The following is a 20,866-nucleotide window of genomic DNA, read 5'->3' on the forward strand; positions in this document are numbered from 1 at the left end:
GCTCTGCCGCTCGACGAGACCACCAATATCAAGAATATCAATCTGCTGATCCAGTTGCGCTGGATCGCAGTGGTCGGGCAGGTCCTGACCATCGGCTTCGTGCATCTGGTGATGGGCATTTCGCTGCCGTTGATGGCCATGGTGATGGTGCTGTGCGGTTCGGTATTCCTGAATGTCATTAGCCAGGAGTGGCTGCGCCAGCAGACCGACGCGCGTGACCGCGAACTACTCCTGCTTTTGCTGCTCGACGTCGCGGCGCTGACCGCCCAGCTTTATCTGAGCGGCGGCGCCACAAATCCATTCATATCGCTCTATCTCCTGCAGGTTACGCTCGGGGCGATGTTGCTGAATGGTCGCTCGACCTGGGTCGTTGTTGTTGTTGCCTGTCTGTGCTTCGCCGGACTGATTGTATTTCATCGCCCGCTGGCGCTACCGGAAGCGCTGCGCGACGATCTGTTCGAGCTGCACATCATCGGCATGTTGATCTGCTTCGTGCTCGACGCGGCGCTGATCGTCGTTTTCATGACGCGCATTGCGGAAAACCTGCGCGAGCGCGACGAGGGTCTAGCAGAGCTGCGTCAGCAGGCCGCGGAGGAAGATCATATTGTGCGCATGGGCCTGCTCGCTTCCGGCGCCGCGCATGAACTCGGTACGCCGCTGGCCTCACTGTCGGTGATCCTCAGTGACTGGCGCCGGATGCCGGAACTTGCAGGCAACTCGGAGCTGATGGAAGAGATCAGCGAGATGCAGGCCGATGTGCAGCGCTGCAAGTCGATCGTCACTGGAATTCTCATGTCAGCGGGCGACATGCGCGGCGAGGCGCCGGTTGTGACGACCGTCAATGGTTTCTTCGGCGAACTGGTCGAGGACTGGCGCGGTGCGCGCTCGATCAACACGCTGGTCTATGAGAATCGGTTCGGCGAGGACATGCCGATCGTGTCGGATTCGGCGTTGAAGCAGATGATCTTCAACGTGCTCGATAACGCCAACGAGGTATCGCCGCTCTGGGTTCGCCTCGCTATCGAGCGCGATGGCGATTCGCTGGTGCTGAAGGTCAGCGACATGGGACCGGGTTTCGCCAAGGAGATGCTGGCGAATTTCGGCAAGCCCTATAATTCAAGCAAGGGCCAGTCCGGGCGCGGGCTCGGTCTGTTTCTGGTGGTCAATGCCGTCCGCAAGCTGGGCGGCGCAGTGGTGGCGGAGAATCGTCCTGTGGGCGGTGCCCTCGTGATGTTGTCGCTACCACTATCCGCCCTCGCGATTGGAGCGCGCAAACATGTCGGATGAACGTCTGCTGATCATTGTCGAGGATGACGAGGGTTTCGCGCGCACGCTGAAGCGATCGTTCGAGCGGCGCGGTTACACCGTGCTGCATTCCGAGGGCTTCGAGACCTTGACCGAGGTGCTCGGCGACAAGGTGCCAGGCTATGCGGTGGTCGATCTCAAGCTTGCGGGTGCCTCCGGCCTTGCTTGTGTCGAGGCGCTGCATGCGCTGAGCCCCGAGATGCTGATCGTGGTGCTCACCGGCTATGCCAGCATCGCCACGGCGGTGGAGGCGATCAAGCTCGGCGCGTGTCATTACCTCGCCAAGCCTTCGAACACCGACGATATCGAGGAAGCGTTCCAGAAAGCGACCGGCGATGTGCAGGTGGCGCTCACGGAGCGCCCGACCTCGATCAAGACGCTTGAATGGGAGCGCATCCACCAGACCCTCGTGGAAAGCGATTTCAACATTTCGGAGACCGCACGCCGTCTCGGCATGCATCGCCGTACGCTGGCACGGAAGCTCGAGAAGCGTCAGGTAAACTGAAGCCGGTTGAGGCTCAATGAGCTAGCAACACCCCTGTTGCCGGAACCAATGCGACACGGCGCTTTCGAACGGCGCCCAGGCGCGTTCGAACGCCTTGAATTGCGGCACGCTCTTGCGATAGAGCCCGCGCAACTCGGTCTCCATGGCCTCCAGGTCGACGCCGGTCGGTTTGCCGTCGCGGCTGATGGTGCGGCCGTTGACGACGATATCGCGGATGCAGCTCGTATTGCCGCGCGCAAACAGCATGTCGATCGGATCGACCGGCATGATGGCATCGCGGTCGAGCTGGCCGATATCGAGTGTCACGAAATCTGCGGCTTCTCCGGCGGCGAGCGTGCCCGGGCCGGGGGCGCCGATCGATTTGCGGCCATTGCGGATGGCAAGCGCGAGAAACTCCGACCGACCCCATGTGCGGTCGAAACCGAGGCCGTCATGCGCCATTTGCACGAGGCGCATTTCGCGGATCGCATCATCGTCCTCGTCGAGGGCGACACCGTCGATGCCGACGGCGATCGGGCAGCCGCGGCGATGCGCATCGGCAATCGGCGCAAGACCGGAATGCAGATGGAGATTGGAGCTGAAATTCGTCACGATGGTCGCGCCAGACTCGGCGATCATATCGAGTTCGCCCGGCCGGGCATGGATGCAATGCGCCAGTGTCAGGCGGTTGGACAGCAGGCCGATATCTTTCAGGTAGCGCACAATGCCGCTCGGAAAAGCGCGGTCGGCCCATTGCCGCTGATAGATGGTCTCGAGCAGATGCATATGGACGCGCCGGCCGGTGGCGGCGGATCGTTCGGCGATGGCTTCGAGCAGCGCGGGTGAACACCACTGCACGCCCGCCGGGCCGAATTGCACATCGATCATCGGCCCGGCAATGGCGGCATGAATGGCCTCGACACGGTCGAGATATTCCGATGGTGTCGGGCTCGGGCGGACGAACAGGTCCTGGATGGTACTGCGATCGTCCTCGGGCAGTGCGGCAAGCACGTCTGCGCCGTCGCCATAGACGATTGGGTTCTGGTCGCGTACGGCCAGCGCGAAGGCCAGCCGGATGCCGACATCGCTCGCGGCCTTTGCGATGGCGATCGACTCATCGAGAATCGGCATCTTGCCGCTCGGGCGAGTGTAATGAATCATCGCGCCGCCGCAGCCTGCGCGCGCCGAACGGGCGAGCGAGACAGCGGCGACGAGATAGGGATCTGGCGGTGTGCCGAAGGCTGACCGTGCGATCCATGATTCCAGCGGCATATTGGATGCGCCGAAGGATGTCATGGACGGCCGGGCATGGTCGTGGGCGTTGACCAACGCGGGGATGACCAGGTGGTTCGTCTGCGGTGAAATACGCGCGCCGGCCGAGACGCTCGTGATCAGGCCGTCCGCATGGTGGATGCTGGCCTGAGGCACGAGGCCTCGATCTGTGCCGGTGAAGATATTCGTCGCAGACGCAACCTGAGTCATGTTACGCGCCTGCTTAGTTCGCCGTATAGATCAGTTCGCGATCCTTGCGTTCCGGCAAAAATTCGCGCGAGAAGATTTCCTTCGGGGTTGGCGTGCGCTTCAGGTCGTAACCTTCGACGACCATGCCGATGGCACGGGTCATGCGGTCATCCTTGATGTCGCCGACGCCGATTTCCTTCATCTCGGGGGAGACCATCAGCTTGTCGAAAGAATATTGCAGGCGGCGCTTCTCGACGGGGACATCGACGAGGTTGTCGAAGGCGACGACCGACGCCATGCCGGCGTTCTGATCCTTGGCGACGGCGATGTTAGCCTTGTTGATGGCGCGGACCAGACCGGCAACGGCCTTCGGGTTCGAGGCCAACAGCTTCTGCGACACCATCACGCCGTTCGAATACAGGTCGAGGCCGAATTCACCGAACGAGAACCACCTGTAGTCCTTCTCGGGATCCTGGCGGTTCAGGACGAGGTTGAAGTAGCTGGTGATGTTGAAGACCAGCGCAGCGTCGATATCGCCCTTGATCAGCATCGGCTCCTGCAGATTGGGCGCCATGTTGGTGACCTTGATCTTGTCGGCCGCGAGGCCGTTTTTCTGGATGAAGACGGGCAACAGACGGGTCGTCGGCGTGCCCTGCGCGCCGCCCAGCGTGTGTCCTTCGAAATCCTTGATCGTCTTGATGCCACTGGTGTTCTTGGTGACGATCGAGAAGGGAGGCTGGTTCCACATCATATAGACCATCACCGGCGCGTCCTGTGGGCGCGTCGAGGAGTTCTGGATGATGGCATTGACGTCGCCGAAGCCGGCATCCCAGGCGCCGGACATGATACGGGTCACTGTTGCGCCCGAGCCTTCGCCCTGATCGATGACAACGTTCAGGCCCTCTTCCTTGAAGTAGCCCTTGTCCTTGGCATAGAAGAACGCCGCGTCACTGCCCTGGGTTTTCCAGCCCAGCGTGAACTTGATGGTCGTCTCCTGAGCGAAGGCGGAGCCTGTGAGCAGGACGCTGCCGACTGCGAGGGCGGTCAATCTCTTCAACATGACATTCTCCTGGTTGATGGGGGTGAATTAGGTCGCAACGAGATCGTTCTTGCGCGTGGCCCAGCCGGTCACGCGCGCCTCGATCAGAGAGAAAATGACGTAGAGCGCCACGCCAAGGATAGCGAGAATGAACAGGCAGGCGAACACCAGCGGGACGTTGAAGTTCGACGATGCGCTCATCATCACATTGCCGATGCCGCGATTGGACGCGACGGTCTCGGCCAGAACGGCACCGACAAAGGCGTAGCTGACGGCGACTTTCAGCGAGGCAAAGAAGAACGGCATGGTGCGCGGCAGGCCGACATTCCAGAGAATGTCCATCTTGCTGGCGCCGAGTGCCTTCAGCACGTCTTCCAGCTCGGGTTCGGTGGTTGCGAGGCCGGTCGCGATATTGACGACGATGGGGAAGAAGCAGATCGACAGCGCGGTGAGGATCGCCGGTACCGAGCCGGAGCCGAACCACAGCACGAAGATCGGCACGACGGCGACCTTCGGAATCGACGAGAAGCCGACCAACAGCGGATAGGCGGTGTCATAGGCGACTTTCGAGACGCCGATGACCGCGCCTAGCACTACGCCGAGGCCGACGCCAAGGACGAAGCCGGCCATGGTCGTGCCGAGGGTCTGCAGAATATGCGGCCACAGGATCGGGAAGCGCGCGATCAGCGTCGCAATGATTTCCGTCGGACGCGGAAGAACCAGATCCGACACGCCCGACATGGCGCAAAATAATTGCCATCCGACGAAGAAGATGACGATCAGTCCGAACGACCAGAGTTTTTGACGCAGGCCTACACTCATGACCTATGCCTCCTGCGCTTCGGGAGCGTTGCTCCGGGCATTGACGATGAGTTCCCGCAGGCGCTGGTTGAGCGCGACGAAATCAGGCTCGAAAGTCATGGGGATGGTGCGCGGGCGCGGGAAGTCCACCGGGCTGTCGTCGAGGATGCGGCCCGGTCGTGCGCTCATCACGCAGATGCGGCTGGCCAGGAAGCCGGCTTCGCGGAGGTCATGCGTGACCAGCAGCACCGTCGGTTTGTGTTGCAGCCAGAGGCTCTGCAGGATCGACCAGAGTTCTTCCTTGGTGAATTGGTCGAGTGCGCCGAACGGCTCGTCGAGCAGCAACATGCGCGGCTCGTGAATTAATGCGCGGCAGAGATTGGCCCGCTGCAGCATGCCGCCGGACAACTGCCAAGGATATTTGTTGCCGAAACCCTTGAGGCCGACCTGGGCCAGCAATGCATGGGCCTTGTCGCGAAATTCGCCTTTGCGCTTCTGCCGATACTCGGACCGGAACGGCTCGACGATCTTGAGCGGAAGCATGATGTTCCGCTCGATGGTCAGCCAGGGCAGCATGGTCGGGTTCTGGAACGCCATCCCAATCCGCAACGCCTTGGCGGCGACCTCACGCCCGCCGACGATGACGACGCCGGTGGTCGGGCGGAGCAGATTGCTGACGAGCTTGAGGATCGTCGACTTTCCGCAGCCGGAGGGGCCGACAAGGGCAAGGAATTCGCCGTCGGGGATGATAAGGTTCGTCTCCGCAAGCGCCGGCGTGGCGGTCGGACCGCGGCCGAACGTTACTGAGGTCGCGGACAGCTCAACGGCGACCGGTCTGCGCTGGCCCTCGGTGGGTCCATTTTCTTGCATACTTGTCATGGCGATAAGTGCATGCAATTGGGGTGCCACTTGAGTCCGGAGCGAAACGTTGTCATTTTACGTTCGCTCGCCATTCCCTGAGGAATTATTGGGCAGTCACTCTCCTCGATTGCATGCACTTCGGGCACGGCCCGGAATGCCCAAATCGCGACAGGTTCGATCTGAATGCCAGAAGCGCCGAATTCAAAAGACAAGGTTGGGATGATCTGCCGCGCGCTGCGGCGGGCGATCATCGAGCAGGCTCTGGAACCCGGCGCCAAGCTTCCCGAGGACTCCTTGGGTGAGCGCTTCGGCGTCAGCCGCACCATTGCGCGCTATGCACTCGGGCAACTGGCGTCCGAGGGGCTTGTGGAGCTGCGACGTAACCGCATTGCCGTGGTCGTGACGCCGAGCTGGCAGGACGCGCGGGACATCTTCGACATCCGGATGGATCTCGAACGGCTGATCGTCCGCAAGATCGCCGGCAAGCTCAGCAGCAGCCAGATCGCGCGCCTCAAGGCGCATGTCGAGGCGGAGCGCGAGGCGCATGACGGGCCGAACGCCGTGTCCATTCGCCTGGCGACTGAATTTCATATCATGCTGGCGTCGATGACCAACAGCCCGGTGCTGGTCCGCTATGTCAGCGAGATCGCCTATCGCTGTTGTCTGACACTGTCGCTGTTCAGTCGCCCGCATTCGTCGGAATGCGGCATCAGCGAGCATATCGCGATCATCGAGGCGCTGCAGGACGGCGACGCCAACAAGGCGATGTCGCTGATGCATTCGCATCTGGACTCGGTCGCCAACCGCGCGCTGGTGGAGCCGACCCCGGCGCGAGGCCGGGATCTGCTGGATGTGCTGGCTCCCTATACCGAGGAAGCGACCTGAAGGCGTCGTGGCGTCTATTGCAGCCGGCGCAGCAGAAATTCGTAGAATTTCGGATTGTCCGCCCGCGACACATTGATCCTGATCGCTCGCGCCAGCGGACTGTTCTTGTCGAGGCAGAACAGGCTTCCCGGCGCGATGAAGATGCTGTCCTTCGCGCCTTCGCGCGCCAGCGCCATGTCGTCGATTCCGTCGGGCAGCAGCAGATACAGGTAATAGCCCGTGCGTGCGTCGGCATAGAGCTGATGTCCGCCGCGCACGAGATTGGCGCGCACCTGGCCTATGGCGGCTTCACTCCGCTGTCCCAGCCGCTTCAGGTGCCGTTCATAGTGGCCGTCCGCGAGCAGCCGGTGCAGCAGTCGCTCCACATGTCCTGAACTGTTGACGGTGGTAAGCATCTTCAATTCGGCCAGCGTCGCGATGCGGTCGCTGCGGGCCGCGATGAAGCCCGATCGCAGGCTCGCCGACAGCGTCTTCGAAAAGGTCCCGATCGAGATCACATTGTTCAACTGATCGAGCGTCGCCAGCCGGCTGTTCACCGCCATCGGCAGATCGGCAAACGGGTCGTCCTCGACGATGACGAGGTTCGATCGGATCGCCGTCTGAAGCACCGCATGCGCCACGGGCAGCGTGATCGATCCTCCGGTCGGATTGTGGCCAAGCGACTGCGTGAAAAACAGCTTCGGCCGCTCCGACTGGATCTTTGCGGCGAGGTCGCCGACATCCGGTCCATCCGCCAGGCGGCGAACGCCGACGATGCGGACCTGCGCCAGCGTGAGCTTTGCGAACAGGGGATAATAGCCGGGCTCGTCGACCAGCACCGTATCGCCAGGTGACAGCATCGCGCGGATGATCAGGTCGAGCGCGTGATTGGCTCCGAATGTGAGCAGAAGCCCGTCTTCCTTCACTGCGACTTGCTGGGCTTGCAGCCGCAATGCGATCTGTTGTCGGAGCGGCAGGAATCCGAGCGCGGAGCCATAGGCGTCAACGGCGGCCGGCAGGATCCGTCCGGTCCCGCTCAGATGGCGCTTGATCTCCGATTGCTCCGTCCACGACGCCGGCGGTCGTCCATCGCCGACGCGGATCTCGAAATTTTGCGAGAGCTGGGCACTCAGCAGCGATGCGATGTCGACGGCTTCGCTGACGTGTTTCGGTCGCCCGCCATCATCCCCGCGATAGATGACAACGAAACCGGAGCCTGCCTTTGCTGCGACGAGATTGCCAAGCACCAGTCGGTCATAGGCTTCGACCACGGTGTTCTTCGACACGCCAAATTCCCCGGCGGCCTTTCTGATCGAGGGCAGGCGGTTGCCTTCCGGCAATGCGCCGGAGAGGATTTGTACACGCAACCGGCCGGCCAAAGTCTCGGCCAACGTTGTGCCGCGGTCGGACGGCTCACGAGAAGCAGTCAAGCAATGCCTCCAGGTGCAGTGCTGGACGATCCATCAGAACCGTACCTTTCTCCAAGAGCGACAAGATTGAATTCAATCGTCCAGTCTCATGTCTTCGCGCAGATGGACCTGGTCTGCGTTCCCTTTGCACGGAAGAATGCTGCATCCGCGAATACAAAGGTCATATCGCCATGGGTACAGTCTAGGACAATATTTCAGAACTGTCTCTTTCGGACGTCATCCGCGGATGCCAACGTGCCTCCAACAGAAGACCCTGTGTGTGGGAGGCGCCGCAATGGCCGGTTCGAAGTCGGGCGAACAGTCCGGAAAGATCAATTCGCGTTTGGAAAATCTGCGCAATCTCGCGCCTGCCGAAAGGCTGGGCCGTGTGATCGACGCGACCTCGCTCGGTGATACCGAGCGCGCGGCCTTCTGTCCCGGTGCGCTGCCGCTCGAACTCGCCAATGGCATGATCGAGAATGTCATCGGCACGTTCGAACTGCCGGTCGGTATCGCCACCAATTTCACCGTGAACGGCCGTGACTACCTGATTCCGATGGCGGTCGAGGAGCCGTCGGTGGTGGCCGCGGCATCCTATATGGCACGCATCGTTCGCAAATGCGGCGGTTTCCAGACCTCAAGCTCCGCGCCGATCATGCGTGCGCAGGTGCAGGTGCTGGGCGTGACCGACGTGCACGGCGCCCGTGCGCGCGTGCTACGCGAGCGCGATGCCATCCTTGAGGCGGCCAATGCCAAAGACAAGGTGCTGATCTCGCTCGGCGGCGGCTGCCGCGACGTCGAGGTGCATGTGTTCGAAGACACACCGGTGGGACCGATGATGGCCGTGCATCTCATCGTCGACGTGCGCGATGCCATGGGCGCCAACACGGTCAACACGATGGCGGAGACGGTCGCGCCGCTGATCGAGAAGATCACAGGCGGAACCGTGCGTCTGCGCATCCTGTCGAACTATGCCGATCTGCGTATCGCTCGCGCAATGGTGTCAGTGACGCCGGAGGCGTTGAAGACCGAGGAATATGATGGCGAGCGGATCGCCCGCGGCATCGTCGAGGCCTGTGCGTTTGCGATCGTCGATCCCTACCGCGCTGCGACCCACAACAAGGGCATCATGAATGGTATCGATCCCATCGTGGTCGCCACCGGCAATGACTGGCGCGCCATCGAGGCCGGCGCCCATGTCTGGGCCTCGCGCTCCGGCCGCTATACCTCGCTCACCAATTGGGAAATCGATGGCAGCGGCAATCTCGTCGGCACCATTGAGATGCCGATGGCGCTCGGCCTCGTCGGCGGTGCCACCAAGACCCATCCCGCCGCGCGAGCGGCCCTGAAGATACTTGGCGTGCAGAGTGCGCAGGAACTGGCGGAAGTCGCCGTTGCCGTCGGTCTGGCGCAGAACATGGGTGCGCTTCGTGCGCTGGCCACCGAAGGCATCCAGAAGGGGCACATGGCACTGCATGCGCGCAATATCGCCATCGTCGCCGGCGCCACCGGTGACGAGATCGAGAAGGTCGCCGCCGCGCTCGCCGCCAATCACGACGTGCGTGTTGATCGCGCTAAGGAAGTTCTCGAGAAGCTGCGTTCGTAAAAAGTGGAGGCGTTCTAACGCCACTTTGTGCAACGCAACTTCGTGCAGGCGTCACGCTTGCACGCCCGGCGGGTATGAAAATGTATCTTCGATACTCATGCTCTTGTACGAAAACCACGCGTGCCGATGTTGTCGGCGGATATTCGTATGGACTGGGAGGATGATGTGAACACTGCAGAAAAGATAGATGGGCTCAAGGAGCGCAACGGTCCTCTCAAGGGCGTGACGGTGCTTGACATCACGCGTGTTGTCGCAGGTCCATTCTGCTCGATGTTGTTCGCAGACCTGGGTGCCACCGTGATCAAGGTGGAGCATCCCGGAGAGCCGGATTATGCGCGGACCTTTCCACCCTTCGTCGGCAACGACGATGAGCAGCTCAGCGCCTTCTTCACACAGTTCAACCGCAACAAGAGGGGCATCACGCTCAATCTCAAATCCGAGGATGGCAAGGCCCTGCTGAAGAAGCTGGTGCAGAAGGCCGACATCCTCGTTGAGAACTTCCGTCCCGGCACGATGGACAAGCTTGGCCTCAGCTACGAGGTGCTGCGCGAACTCAATCCCAGGCTCGTCTACACCGCTATCAGTGGCTTCGGTCGCACAGGTCCAAATTCATCCAAGCCGGCCTATGACAATACGGGGCAGGCGGCCGGCGGCCTGTGGTCGATGAACGGCTATGCCGATCTGCCGCCGGTGCGCGTCGGCACGATCATCGGCGACCTCGCCGCTTCCCTCTATGCGGCTATCGGAACGCTCGCAGCATTGCGAGAGGCGGAGAAGACCGGCGTCGGTCAGGTGGTCGATGTATCTCAGCAAGACTCCGTGCTGACACTGACCGAGAACGCCGTGGTCCGTTACACCGCGCAGAAAGAGGTCGCCTCGCCATTGGGCAACGATCATCCGTTCGTTCGGCCCTATGGCCAGTTTCCCTGCAAGGACGGCTACGTTTTCTTCGGCGGCTACACCGACAAGTTCTGGGCAATTACCTGCGCGCTGTTCGGCGAGCCGGAACAGGCCAAAGATCCTGCCATCGATACGATGGAGAAGCGGTTCGATCACGCCGTGGCAGAGACCAGGGTCAAGCCGCTGCTGGAACGCTGGTTCGCGAACTACACCAAGGCCGAACTCGAGGAGATGGCGGCCGACAAGATCCCGCTTAGCGCCATCAAGACCATCGCCGAAGTGGTGGAAGACGCGCACATCGCTGCGCGTAACATGATCGTCGACGTTCCGATAGCCGGAAAGCTGATCGGCATGTTCGGTCTGCCGATCAAGCTATCCGGTGCGGGACAGATGTCGTTCGAAAAAGCGCCGCTGCCTGGCGAGGACAATGCAGAGGTTCTCTCCCGGTTGGCGGATGTCACGGCGGCCGAACTGGCGCGTCTCAAGGCGTCGGGAGCGATCTGATGGCGATTGATTTCACCAAGGACAGTCACGTCGCAACGGTGCGGATCAACCGGCCGGACAAGATGAATGCGCTGACGCTCGCCATGTATGACGACCTCGGCCGCGCATTCCACGCCATCAAGGATGACGATGAGATCCGGGCCGTAGTGCTGACCGGCGCGGGCGATCGCGCCTTCTGCGTCGGTGCTGACCTCCGGGAGTCTATTCCTGCACTTGCGGCGGACACGATCGACATCTCTGCCTGGGACCCGGCCCACATCAAGTTTCCCGAATTCTATAAGCCGGTCATCAGCGCCATTCGCGGCATGTGCATGGGCGGCGGGTTCGAGATCATGCTGGCGACGGACATCCGGATCGCGGCGCGCGACGGTGTCTTTCAACTGCCCGAACCGAAGCACGGTTTCGTACCGGCGGGAGGCACGCTCGTGCGCCTGGTCCGGCAGATCGGCTACGCGCATGCCATGGAGATCATGCTGACGGCGGAGCGCTTTTCCGCGGATGACATGCTTGCCAAAGGCGTCGTCAACCGGGTTGTCGATTCCGATCAAGTCGAACCACTGGCCTATGAGATGGCAGCCAGGATCGCGGCACTGAGTCCGATCGCCGTCCAGACCATCAAGGAAGCGGCGCTGACGCTTCAGGACCTGCCGCTCGCAGAAGCATTTCGCGTGGAGGCCGCGCTCGGTCAGCGCACCTTCACGAGTGCGGATGCCAAGCGTGGCCTGGCTGCGTTTGCGAACAGAGGAAATGAGAAGTGACGATGCGATAGGTCCCTGGAGAGATCGCGCGTCGCAGGCGTATTGAAAAATCAAAAACGTAAAAGGGGTGGAGGATATGAGACGATCTGAACTGGGTGTGTGCTTTACGACGGCAATTGCCAGCGTTTTTCTTTGCACGGTCTCTGCTTTGGCGCAGAACGCACAGGTCTCGGATGGCGTCGTCCGTGTCGGCGTGATCGAGGATATGTCGGGCGTCTATGCCGACATTACCGGCAAGGGTGCCGTGACTGCGGCGCAGATGGCGGTGGAGGATTTCGGCGGCAAGGTCCTCGGCATGCCGGTCGAAGTCGTATTCGCAGATCACCAGAACAAGCCCGATATTGCCGCCAACGCTGCACGCAAATGGTTCGATACCGACAAGGTCGATGCCATTCTCGACGTTGCGTCGTCGTCGCCTGCTTTGGCCGTCCTTGAAATCGCCAAGGAGAAGAAGAAGATCATCACGCTGAGCTCGCCGGGATCGACCCGGATCACGAACGAGGTGTGTGGACCCTATGTGGTTCATTGGGCCTATGACACATTCGCGATCGCGAACAGCACTGGCAAGGCGCTTGTCAGCCAGGGTTTCGATACCTGGTATTTCGTGACGGCGGACTATGCGTTCGGTCAAGGCCTTGAGAAGGACACTGGCGATGTCGTCAAGGCATCGGGCGGCAAGGTCGCCGGTGCAACGAAACACCCGGTCGGGACCGCGGACTTCGCCTCCGTCCTACTGCAGGCACAGTCGTCCAAGGCCAAGGTTGTGGCTCTCGCCAATGCCGGCGGCGACACCATTAATTCGATCAAGCAGGCGGCAGAGTTCGGCTTGACAGCAGGCGGCCAGAAGCTCTCGGCACTGGCCGGATTTATCAACGACGTTCACGGTCTCGGGCTGAAGGAGGCCCAGGGGCTGACGATCACCGAGGCGTCGTATTGGGACATGAACGACGAGACGCGGAAGTGGTCGAAGCGCTTCTACGGGAAGATGAACGCCATGCCGAACATGCTTCAGACCGGCACATATTCATCGGTACTGCATTATCTGAAAGCCGTGCAGGCCGCCGGCACCGACAGCACCGAAGAGGTGATGAAGAAGATGCGTGAACTGCCCGTCGATGACGTGTTCTACAAGAACGGCAAGATCCGCGAAGATGGTCGTATGGTCCACGACATGTATCTGTTCGAGGTGAAGAAGCCGAATGAGTCCAAGGCACCATGGGACTATTACAAACTGCTCGCCACGGTACCCGCCGATCAGGCGTTTCAGCCGTTGGCGCAGTCGCGCTGCCCGCTGGTGAAGAAGTAGGATAAACGCAAAAAGGCCCGCCAGAATGGCGGGCCTTTTCAGTTGTATCTCTAGGGTGCGATACGCTTACACGTCCACATTCGCGCTGAGCGAATTGTCCTGGATGAATTCGCGGCGCGGTTCGACCACATCGCCCATCAGTTTGGTGAAGATGTCGTCGGCCTCATCGACTTCCTTGACCCGGACTTGCAGCAGCGAACGCTCATTGGTGTCGAGCGTGGTTTCCCAGAGCTGGCCGGGGTTCATCTCGCCCAGACCTTTGTAGCGCTGCAGGGCCACGCCCTTGCGGCCGGCGTCGGTGACGGCCTCGAACAGCGAGACAGGGCCGTGGATCGGGAATTCGATGTCCTTGCGGCGCAGGACGCCGGACTTCGGATAGGCTTCCTGCAGGCTACCGGCATATTCGTCGAGCTTGCGCGCATCGGCGGAGCCGAGCAGGGCGTCATCGATGAAGGAGACGTCCTTCACACCGCGAATCGTGCGTTCAAAAAAGAAGCCCTGGCCTTCGCGGAATTCACCGATCCAGCCGCGCTCGACTTCGTCGGCCAGCGCATCCAGCCGCTTGGCGATGTAGTCGGCGGCGGCGTTGGCGGTGGCGAGATCAGCGGTGACCCTCGGATTGAGCACGCCAGCGATTGCAGCTTGCTCGACGACCTTGCGATTATAGCGCGAGTGCAGGTTGTTCAGCGTCGAGCGGATGACGCGGGCGTCTTCCACCAGCGCCAGCAGATCTCGGCCCGTGCGATCCTCGCCCGAGGCGAGCTTGAAGATGCAATCGTCGAGACCCGTCTCGATCAGGTAGTCTTCCAGCGCCCGTTCGTCCTTGAGGTACTGCTCGGACTTGCCGCGCGTCACTTTGTAGAGCGGCGGCTGCGCGATGTAGAGATAGCCGCCTTCGATCAGCGTCGGCATCTGGCGGAAGAAGAACGTCAGCAGCAGCGTGCGGATATGCGCGCCATCGACGTCGGCGTCCGTCATCAGGATGATCTTGTGATAACGCAGTTTCGACAGGTCGAAGTCGTCGCGGCCGATGCCGGTGCCGAGCGCCGTGATCAGCGTGCCGATCTGTTCGGAACCGAGCATCTTGTCGAAGCGCGCGCGCTCGACATTGAGGATCTTGCCGCGCAGCGGCAGCACGGCCTGGAATTCGCGGTTGCGGCCCTGTTTCGCGGAGCCGCCTGCCGAGTCACCCTCGACGATGAACAGTTCGGACTTGGCGGGATCGCGCTCCTGGCAGTCGGCGAGCTTGCCGGGCAGGGAGGCGATATCCAGCGCGCCCTTGCGCCGGGTCAGTTCGCGGGCCTTGCGGGCGGCTTCGCGGGCGGCGCCGGCCTCGATCACCTTGCTGACGATGATCTTGGCTTCGGTCGGATGTTCCTCGAACCACGAGGCGAGGGCTTCGTTGAGAACGTTCTCGACCACTGGTCGCACTTCCGAAGACACCAGCTTGTCCTTGGTCTGCGATGAAAATTTCGGATCGGGCACTTTCACCGACAGCACGGCAGTGAGACCTTCGCGGCAATCGTCGCCGGTCAGGGCGATCTTTTCCTTCTTGGCGACAACTTCGGCATAGCCGTTGACCTGACGCGTCAGCGCGCCGCGGAAACCGGCCAGATGGGTGCCGCCGTCGCGCTGCGGGATGTTGTTGGTAAAACACAGCACGTTCTCGTGGTAGCTGTCGTTCCACCACATCGCGACTTCGACAGTGATGCCGCTCTGTTCGGCGCGCATCACGATCGGCGTCGGCACCATCGCCTTTTTGTTGCGGTCAAGATATTTGACGAATTCCTCGACGCCGCCCTCATACATCATGTTCTCGGTCTTCTCGACCGGATGACGCAGATCCGACAATCTGATGTTGACGCCGGAATTCAGGAAGGCGAGCTCGCGCAGACGATGTTCGAGTGTCGCGAAATCATATTCGAGTGTCGTGAATGTTTCCGCCGAGGCATAGAATGTCACTTCGGTGCCGCGCCTGCCATTGGCATCGCCGACCACCGAGAGCGGCGCCACCGCGTCGCCATGGGCGAATTCGATGCGGTGCTCTTTGTCGTTGCGCCAGACGCGAAGGATCAGCTTGCTCGACAGCGCGTTGACGACGGACACGCCGACGCCATGCAGACCGCCGGATACCTTGTAGGAGTTCTGGTCGAATTTTCCGCCGGCATGGAGCTGGGTCATGATGACCTCGGCTGCCGAAATGCCTTCGCCCTTGTGAATGTCCACGGGAATGCCGCGACCGTCGTCGCGCACCGTCACCGAGCCATCGGCATTCAGAATAACTTCGACGGCGCTGGCGTGACCCGCAAGCGCTTCGTCGATCGCGTTGTCGACGACTTCGTAGACCATGTGATGCAGGCCCGAACCATCGTCCGTATCGCCGATATACATGCCCGGGCGCTTGCGGACGGCGTCGAGTCCCTTCAGGACCCGGATCGATTCCGCACCGTATTCGATGGGAATGGCATGCTCAGTGTCGGCGATGGGTTGCCGGGCTGGTTCAGTCATGTAGGGGCCTTCGAAGGTGTGCCGAATCAGCGCGGAAAACGGCGCTTGAATCGCTCTATTTGTGCCATGAAAGGCGCATTGCGCCTAGCGCAAAGTAACGCGCAGCAAGCTATTGAATAAATAGGTTTTTTTGGCGCCGTTTCAAGCCGATTTGAGGCCGTTTTCGTAGCCTGATTTCGCGCCTGTTCCGGGCGTCGAAATGCGCGGCTTACGTGCATCCGAGAGGCTATTTTTCGGCCAATCCTGCAGCCGGTTTGGCGGGGGTCCCCTTCAGGCCGCGCCGGGCGATCAAATGCGCGGCCAGCACGACAGGCTCCAGCAGAACCATTCCGAACAGAATGCCAAACAGGCGGTCATAACCGGGCTCCAGGGCGGCATTGGCGTAGTTGTCAGGCACCAGCACCACGAGGAAGGCCAAAGTGAATTGCAGGCCCGCATAACTCATGGAGGGCGGGCCATTTTCGATGTGACGGCCGATCATGACGCCGAGCGCGAGTCCGATGGTCATCACGACGGGCGAATGTTGGCTGACCAGCAGGATCGCGCTGGCCAGCAGACCGCCCGCGAGACAGCCGACCAGCCGGTTCATCATGCGCGAGGAAACCGGGCTGAGCATGCCGTCCGCCAGCGATGCCGCCGGCACCAGCATGACCGCGAAGATCGTGATGCTGGATTGGCTGAGCGACGGGATGCCGAGCCACTGCCAGGCCCACGGGATCAGCGCCAATGCAATGCCGCCGACCAAGGCGTGACGCGCCACCGTGGCGTGCCATTGTCGCGTCGGCTGGTCGACCGGCTTGGCGCGCAGATTGTTGTCCGGATTCGGTAGCGCGCGCCGCACTGTCCAGGTCGAGATCGCACTGACGATGACGCAAGCGGTGGTACCGGCCAGCACTTCGAGCACGCGCGTCGAGGCAAAGCGCAGGATCGGCTCGCGCGCATGCTCCATGCCTTCGATCAGCACCATCAGGAAAGTGAGGCCGGTGAACAGCCAAGCATAGGCGCGGCGGCCGACGATGGCGAAATAGAGCGTGACGCCGCCGCCGATCAGAAGACCGAGACTCAGCAACAATGGCTGCTTGAGCACGAACGGCGCCGCGGCAAGCGCGAGCCCTGCACCTGCGAGCGTCCCGATCACACGGAGCAGCCCGCGGGTGAAGCTTTCGGTGACGTGCGAGCGCATCACCATGTAGCCGGAGAATGCGGCCCAGCCGACATTCTCAGCGCCGATGGCGTGCGACAAGACGATCGCCAGCAGCACCGAACAGATGCATTCGGCCTCATCGATCATGCGCGGTCCGGGAATCGGAAGCGAACGCATTTCGGTTCCGAACGCGCGTGCGATCCGCGATAGATGAATGGCCAAAAATACCAGCATGGCCAGATATTTATGCTGTCGAACGTGGTCTACAACAGACGATTTCTCATGGCCCAATGCAGTGGCGGACGCGCGCGCTGGCGCGCTTGCACGTTTTGTTCTTAGTAGAGTTGCAGCGGGAGGATATCCCGACCGTCAGGGCCAACCATCAGGCCCCAGCTGTCGTTGGCCGCCACCTTGATCGTACTGTCATGCGCGGGCCTGCCCGCGGCCTTGATCGTGACCTTGTAGGCGCCGGGCGGCAGTTCCATCGTCGGCCCGTTCGGATTTTGCGGTCCGCCCACGCCGGGCGCGACCTTGATCGTCTTGTTGTTGATGCTGACCGACACTTCGGCGTCGCCCATATTGCCGAACAGCAGCCGAACCTTGCCCAGTGCAGGCAGGATGCCCGCCTTCGTCGCTTCTGCGGGATGGCGCACCACCAGACTGACCGTGGTCTCGTCGTTGCGGCGTTCCAGCTTCAGCATGGCCGGCCCATCGGGGGCCTTGAAGGCGAGCGTGGCGCTGTCCAGCTTGATGACAGCGCTCTTCGTGTCTTCCTGCCACTGTCGCTGCGTGAGTTCGCGTCGGTAGAACGCCAGAACCGAGTCCAGTCCCGCAGGCACAGATGCACTCAACTCATGTCTGAACGGCGCGCCGCCTGGCAGCCCTGAAGTACCCAGCGATCGCAACGTCCGCTGCTTCGGCGTGGGATAATCGGTGTCGCCATCGGACTCGAGAACCTGTTCGGCGCTCTTGGCGTTGCCCGTGGTGGTCGTGTTGCTGGCAACGGTTGCGACAGGCGCGCCCTTCAGGCCCGAGCCTGTCGCCGTGACATTGACCTTCGGGCCCATCTGCATCGCCGTCATTGAGATGCTCTGCTTGGCCTTGCTGAAATTCAACACCACCATATTGGGATTGTTGATGACTGACGGCGTGCTCTTCCAGCCGAGCGTCTTCATTCCGCTGCGGTAAAAATCCGCCAGCGCGCTGACGCTTGATGAGCTGGTGAATGCGAGCCTGCCATCGGCGCCGTCGAAGTCGATCTCGCTGGCGGTGTCGGGGACGGGAATCGGTGTGCTCGAACCGTTCATCGCGCGCAACGCAGTTTCCGGCCCACGCGCGGCTTGTGCCGCTGCGCGCTTCGCATCCGCTTCGGCAATAGCCGCTTGCCCGAACGCGAGTGCATCCTTGATAAAGCGGTCGTCTGCTTCCTTCTTGGCCTTGGCGCGCGCAGTGATCACCGATGGCAGAACCTGTACGTCGATCTGCACGGTGGTCAGATCGTATTTGCGACCGATCTGCATCGTTGCCGTCTCTTCCGGCGATGTGAATGCGAGCGAGGCGCGATCGGCGGTGACGACGGTGTCCTTGCCCTGTTCGACCCAGCCCTTCTTGCCGAGTTCGCGGCGATAGAAGGCCAGCACCGGGCCAAGTTCAGCCGGGATCAGCGCATGCGCTTCACGCCTGATAGAATCCGCGCTGCCCGTGGTTCCTGCGGATTTAATGCGTTCCGGTCGCGGCAGGCCTGCGGATTCAGGGCCCGCAGCGAGATCTTGCGGAAGCGCGAAGGGCGCGACGCGAATTTCGACGCTGGTCTTGTTATCGGCGCTCCGCTGTAAGGTCAGCATCACCGGCAATTGCCGCGTGTTGCCGTCACGAGAAAAATAGACGCGCACGCCATTCGCGATCGTCTCGTCGATCTTCGCATCCGGCCAACGCGCCTCGGCTGCGCCCGCGGACAGCGGCGACCAGCCCAATGCAGCGAGTTCTTTCTGAAAGAAGGCGAGCGTCGCATCAACGGTTTCAGCCGTCGTGCATCCAAGATACGGCCGCCGCTCGTCATAGACGATGTCGGTCGCCTGATCAGGGAAAGGCAGGTTTACCTCAAGGCGCTGCGAGCTGTAGCTGACCCCCGACCGATCCGTTCGGCTGCCGTCAGTCATGAAGGATGCTGACACGCCCTGCGCACCCTTCTTGTACCAGCGGCTGCGATCTGATCCCTCGAGTGGCGGCGTGTAGGCGATCCAGCCATCGGCTGCGAGTAATTTTCCGGTATTGGCAATGGTGTCTGCGACGCTGCCTGCGCCGAAATAGCTGGCGCTGAGATTGGGGTATTTGGTGGCTTCAGGCCGGGCCATCGCGCCTTCGATATGCGGCAGCGTTCTCACATCCACCAGGCCGTCTTCCGCACGGCAGGCCAGCGAGCCGCCGGCGATGGCGGTGCTGACGAGCAGGGCCAACAGGCAGTGTCTGGCCGGGAGCTGTATCCCGCGCTTGCTTGAAAACATCACTGAAAGCCTCCGGCGTTTGCTTGCGTGCATGCAAAAGCGCTGCCCACAAGGGCAGCGACATTATTTGCGCGGGGCACTTAGAGTGAGTTGTAGGAGGTGTTGCTTTGGTTCAACCGGCCGGCTGGCGCCGCGCGATATGCCCATTGGCGACGTCGAAAATCTCGCCGGATGGGCCGATTTCTGCGAAAGCAACAGGATCGGCGCCGGTCATCCAGACCTGGGCGCCCAATTTCGAGAGTTCGCCGAACAGCGACTTGCGCCGATCAGGGTCGAGATGGGCGACGACTTCGTCAAGTAACAGGAGCGGCGTGATGCCGGTCATCTCGGCGACCAGCGTGGCGTGGGCGAGGATGAGCCCGATCAACAGGGCCTTCTGTTCGCCGGTGGAGGCATCGCGTGCCGGCATGTTTTTCGGCGCATAGATCACCTGCAGATCGGTGAGATGCGGGCCGTCGAGCGTGCGGCCGGCGGCGGCATCACGCGGGCGACCATCGCGCAAGATCTGGCGATAACGATCTTCGACCGCCGTGGCCGGTTCATTGACCAGCGCATTCTCCATCCAGCCGTCGAGCATGATGAGTGCGGATGGAAAGGCCGAGGCTTCGCCGCGCACGCGCAGCATCTCTCCGAGCCGCATTGCAGTCTGGCCGCGCGTCGCGGCGACGGCAACCGCGAGTTCGGCTGTCTCCCGCTCGATGGCATCGAGCCAGTGGGCGTCGCTGTTCCGGTCTTCGAGCAAGCGGTTACGCGAACGCAGGCTACGCTCGAGTGCGGAGACGCGACCGGAGTGATCCTTGTCGATGGCCAGCACGAGGCGGTCGAAGAAGCGCCGGCGTTCGGAGGCGGCGCCCATGAACAACTGGTCCATGGCTGGCGTCAGCCACACCATGCGGAGGTGATCGCCGAACGCTGCGGCAGAACCGACAGGCTCGCGGTCGATACGACAGCGACGGCTGGTGGACGCACCTTCTGCCGCGGGGGCATCGATGCCGGTGCCGAGTGTGGCGAGACCAACCTCACCCTCGACAGTCGCCGACACAGCCCAGGAACCGTCGCCTTCGTTATTCGCAACGTCTTCGAGCGTCGCGCGGCGCAGGCCGCGGCCGGGCGACAGAAACGAGATCGCTTCGATACAATTGGTCTTGCCGGCGCCGTTCGGACCGACGAGGGCGACCATGTCCGCCGATGTCTCCAGCGACGCCGCGCGATAGCTGCGGAAATTGGTGAGCGACAGGCGATGGATGCGGGAGGCGGTCATTCGTGAATATGGGACTCAGCTAAAGTCGTCGCAACGCGCCGCGCCAATCTCCGTTGTCATCCCCGCCTAGTGCGCCGAAGGCGCATGCGGGGCGGGGATCCATGACCACGGCCGGCATAAAACGGCAGAGTCGTGGCTACCTGGCTGCAAC

The 20,866-nt window shown here is 61.8% G+C and carries 16 protein-coding genes; 7 read left to right on the forward strand and 9 right to left on the reverse strand.

Translation table 11 applies throughout. The features are described from left to right. Positions 1-3: 3 nt before the first annotated feature. Both AC1DUY_RS09415 and AC1DUY_RS09420 read left to right on the forward strand, forming a co-directional pair. Positions 4-1,287, forward strand: a complete 1,284-nt coding sequence (locus AC1DUY_RS09415) for an ATP-binding protein (RefSeq protein ID WP_478114043.1) — start codon at positions 4-6, stop codon at positions 1,285-1,287. Next, complete coding sequence (locus AC1DUY_RS09420) at positions 1,277-1,810, forward strand: response regulator transcription factor (protein ID WP_184512409.1); 534 nt, start codon at positions 1,277-1,279, stop codon at positions 1,808-1,810. The genes AC1DUY_RS09415 and AC1DUY_RS09420 overlap by 11 nt, the downstream gene beginning before the upstream one ends. Before the next feature lie 21 nt (positions 1,811-1,831). On the opposite strand, the gene AC1DUY_RS09425 is transcribed toward AC1DUY_RS09420, so the two are convergent. From AC1DUY_RS09425 to AC1DUY_RS09440, 4 genes are read right to left on the reverse strand one after another with little or no spacing between them, the layout of a single operon-like run. Beyond that, positions 1,832-3,271, reverse strand: coding sequence for an amidohydrolase family protein (locus AC1DUY_RS09425; RefSeq protein WP_478113790.1), 1,440 nt, complete (start codon positions 3,269-3,271; stop codon positions 1,832-1,834). A 13-nt stretch (positions 3,272-3,284) separates the two neighbouring features. Then, positions 3,285-4,310 (reverse strand): ABC transporter substrate-binding protein, encoded by a 1,026-nt coding sequence (locus AC1DUY_RS09430; RefSeq protein WP_478113792.1) that lies wholly within the window; start codon positions 4,308-4,310, stop codon positions 3,285-3,287. A gap of 27 nt (positions 4,311-4,337) precedes the next feature. Then, positions 4,338-5,111 carry an ABC transporter permease gene (locus AC1DUY_RS09435; protein ID WP_068729960.1) on the reverse strand — a complete coding sequence of 258 codons (774 nt, stop codon included), beginning with the start codon at positions 5,109-5,111 and terminating at the stop codon, positions 4,338-4,340. A 3-nt stretch (positions 5,112-5,114) separates the two neighbouring features. Beyond that, entirely contained in the window at positions 5,115-5,969 is an 855-nt protein-coding gene (locus tag AC1DUY_RS09440; RefSeq protein ID WP_478113794.1) for an ABC transporter ATP-binding protein, read from the reverse strand. 165 nt (positions 5,970-6,134) lie between these two features. On the opposite strand from AC1DUY_RS09440, the gene AC1DUY_RS09445 reads away from it, so the two are divergent. After that, positions 6,135-6,836 carry a GntR family transcriptional regulator gene (locus tag AC1DUY_RS09445; protein WP_439074237.1) on the forward strand — a complete coding sequence of 234 codons (702 nt, stop codon included), beginning with the start codon at positions 6,135-6,137 and terminating at the stop codon, positions 6,834-6,836. A gap of 14 nt (positions 6,837-6,850) precedes the next feature. On the opposite strand, the gene AC1DUY_RS09450 is transcribed toward AC1DUY_RS09445, so the two are convergent. Next, positions 6,851-8,245, reverse strand: coding sequence for an aminotransferase-like domain-containing protein (locus AC1DUY_RS09450; protein ID WP_478113796.1), 1,395 nt, complete (start codon positions 8,243-8,245; stop codon positions 6,851-6,853). 274 nt (positions 8,246-8,519) lie between these two features. On the opposite strand from AC1DUY_RS09450, the gene AC1DUY_RS09455 reads away from it, so the two are divergent. The 4 genes from AC1DUY_RS09455 to AC1DUY_RS09470 all read left to right on the forward strand — a co-directional run bounded on the left by AC1DUY_RS09455 (position 8,520) and on the right by AC1DUY_RS09470 (position 13,298). Beyond that, the gene (locus tag AC1DUY_RS09455; protein WP_478113798.1) at positions 8,520-9,830 is read left to right on the forward strand and encodes a hydroxymethylglutaryl-CoA reductase, degradative; all 1,311 of its coding nucleotides are present in this window, start codon (positions 8,520-8,522) and stop codon (positions 9,828-9,830) included. A gap of 165 nt (positions 9,831-9,995) precedes the next feature. Continuing rightward, entirely contained in the window at positions 9,996-11,234 is a 1,239-nt protein-coding gene (locus AC1DUY_RS09460) for a CaiB/BaiF CoA transferase family protein (protein ID WP_478113800.1), read from the forward strand. Continuing rightward, complete coding sequence (locus AC1DUY_RS09465) at positions 11,234-11,992, forward strand: enoyl-CoA hydratase/isomerase family protein (protein WP_478113802.1); 759 nt, start codon at positions 11,234-11,236, stop codon at positions 11,990-11,992. Before AC1DUY_RS09460 ends, AC1DUY_RS09465 begins: the two co-directional genes overlap by 1 nt. A 76-nt stretch (positions 11,993-12,068) precedes the next feature. After that, complete coding sequence (locus tag AC1DUY_RS09470; RefSeq protein WP_478113804.1) at positions 12,069-13,298, forward strand: ABC transporter substrate-binding protein; 1,230 nt, start codon at positions 12,069-12,071, stop codon at positions 13,296-13,298. 66 nt (positions 13,299-13,364) lie between these two features. On the opposite strand, the gene gyrB is transcribed toward AC1DUY_RS09470, so the two are convergent. From gyrB to recF, 4 genes are all read right to left on the reverse strand, one after another. Further along, positions 13,365-15,806, reverse strand: a complete 2,442-nt coding sequence (gene gyrB / locus AC1DUY_RS09475) for a DNA topoisomerase (ATP-hydrolyzing) subunit B (protein ID WP_184512400.1) — start codon at positions 15,804-15,806, stop codon at positions 13,365-13,367. A 226-nt stretch (positions 15,807-16,032) separates the two neighbouring features. Then, positions 16,033-17,127: an FUSC family protein gene (locus tag AC1DUY_RS09480; protein ID WP_210291512.1), complete on the reverse strand. Its 1,095-nt coding sequence runs from the start codon at positions 17,125-17,127 to the stop codon at positions 16,033-16,035. A 158-nt stretch (positions 17,128-17,285) separates the two neighbouring features. Next, a complete protein-coding gene (locus tag AC1DUY_RS09485) occupies positions 17,286-19,406 on the reverse strand; it encodes a hypothetical protein (protein WP_184512398.1) in 2,121 nt (706 codons plus the stop codon). Positions 19,407-19,566: 160 nt separating this feature from the next. Then, positions 19,567-20,715, reverse strand: a complete 1,149-nt coding sequence (gene recF / locus AC1DUY_RS09490; RefSeq protein ID WP_184512397.1) for a DNA replication/repair protein RecF — start codon at positions 20,713-20,715, stop codon at positions 19,567-19,569. Positions 20,716-20,866 lie beyond the last annotated feature (151 nt).

This window comes from Tardiphaga sp. P4_G1 (assembly GCF_056401215.1).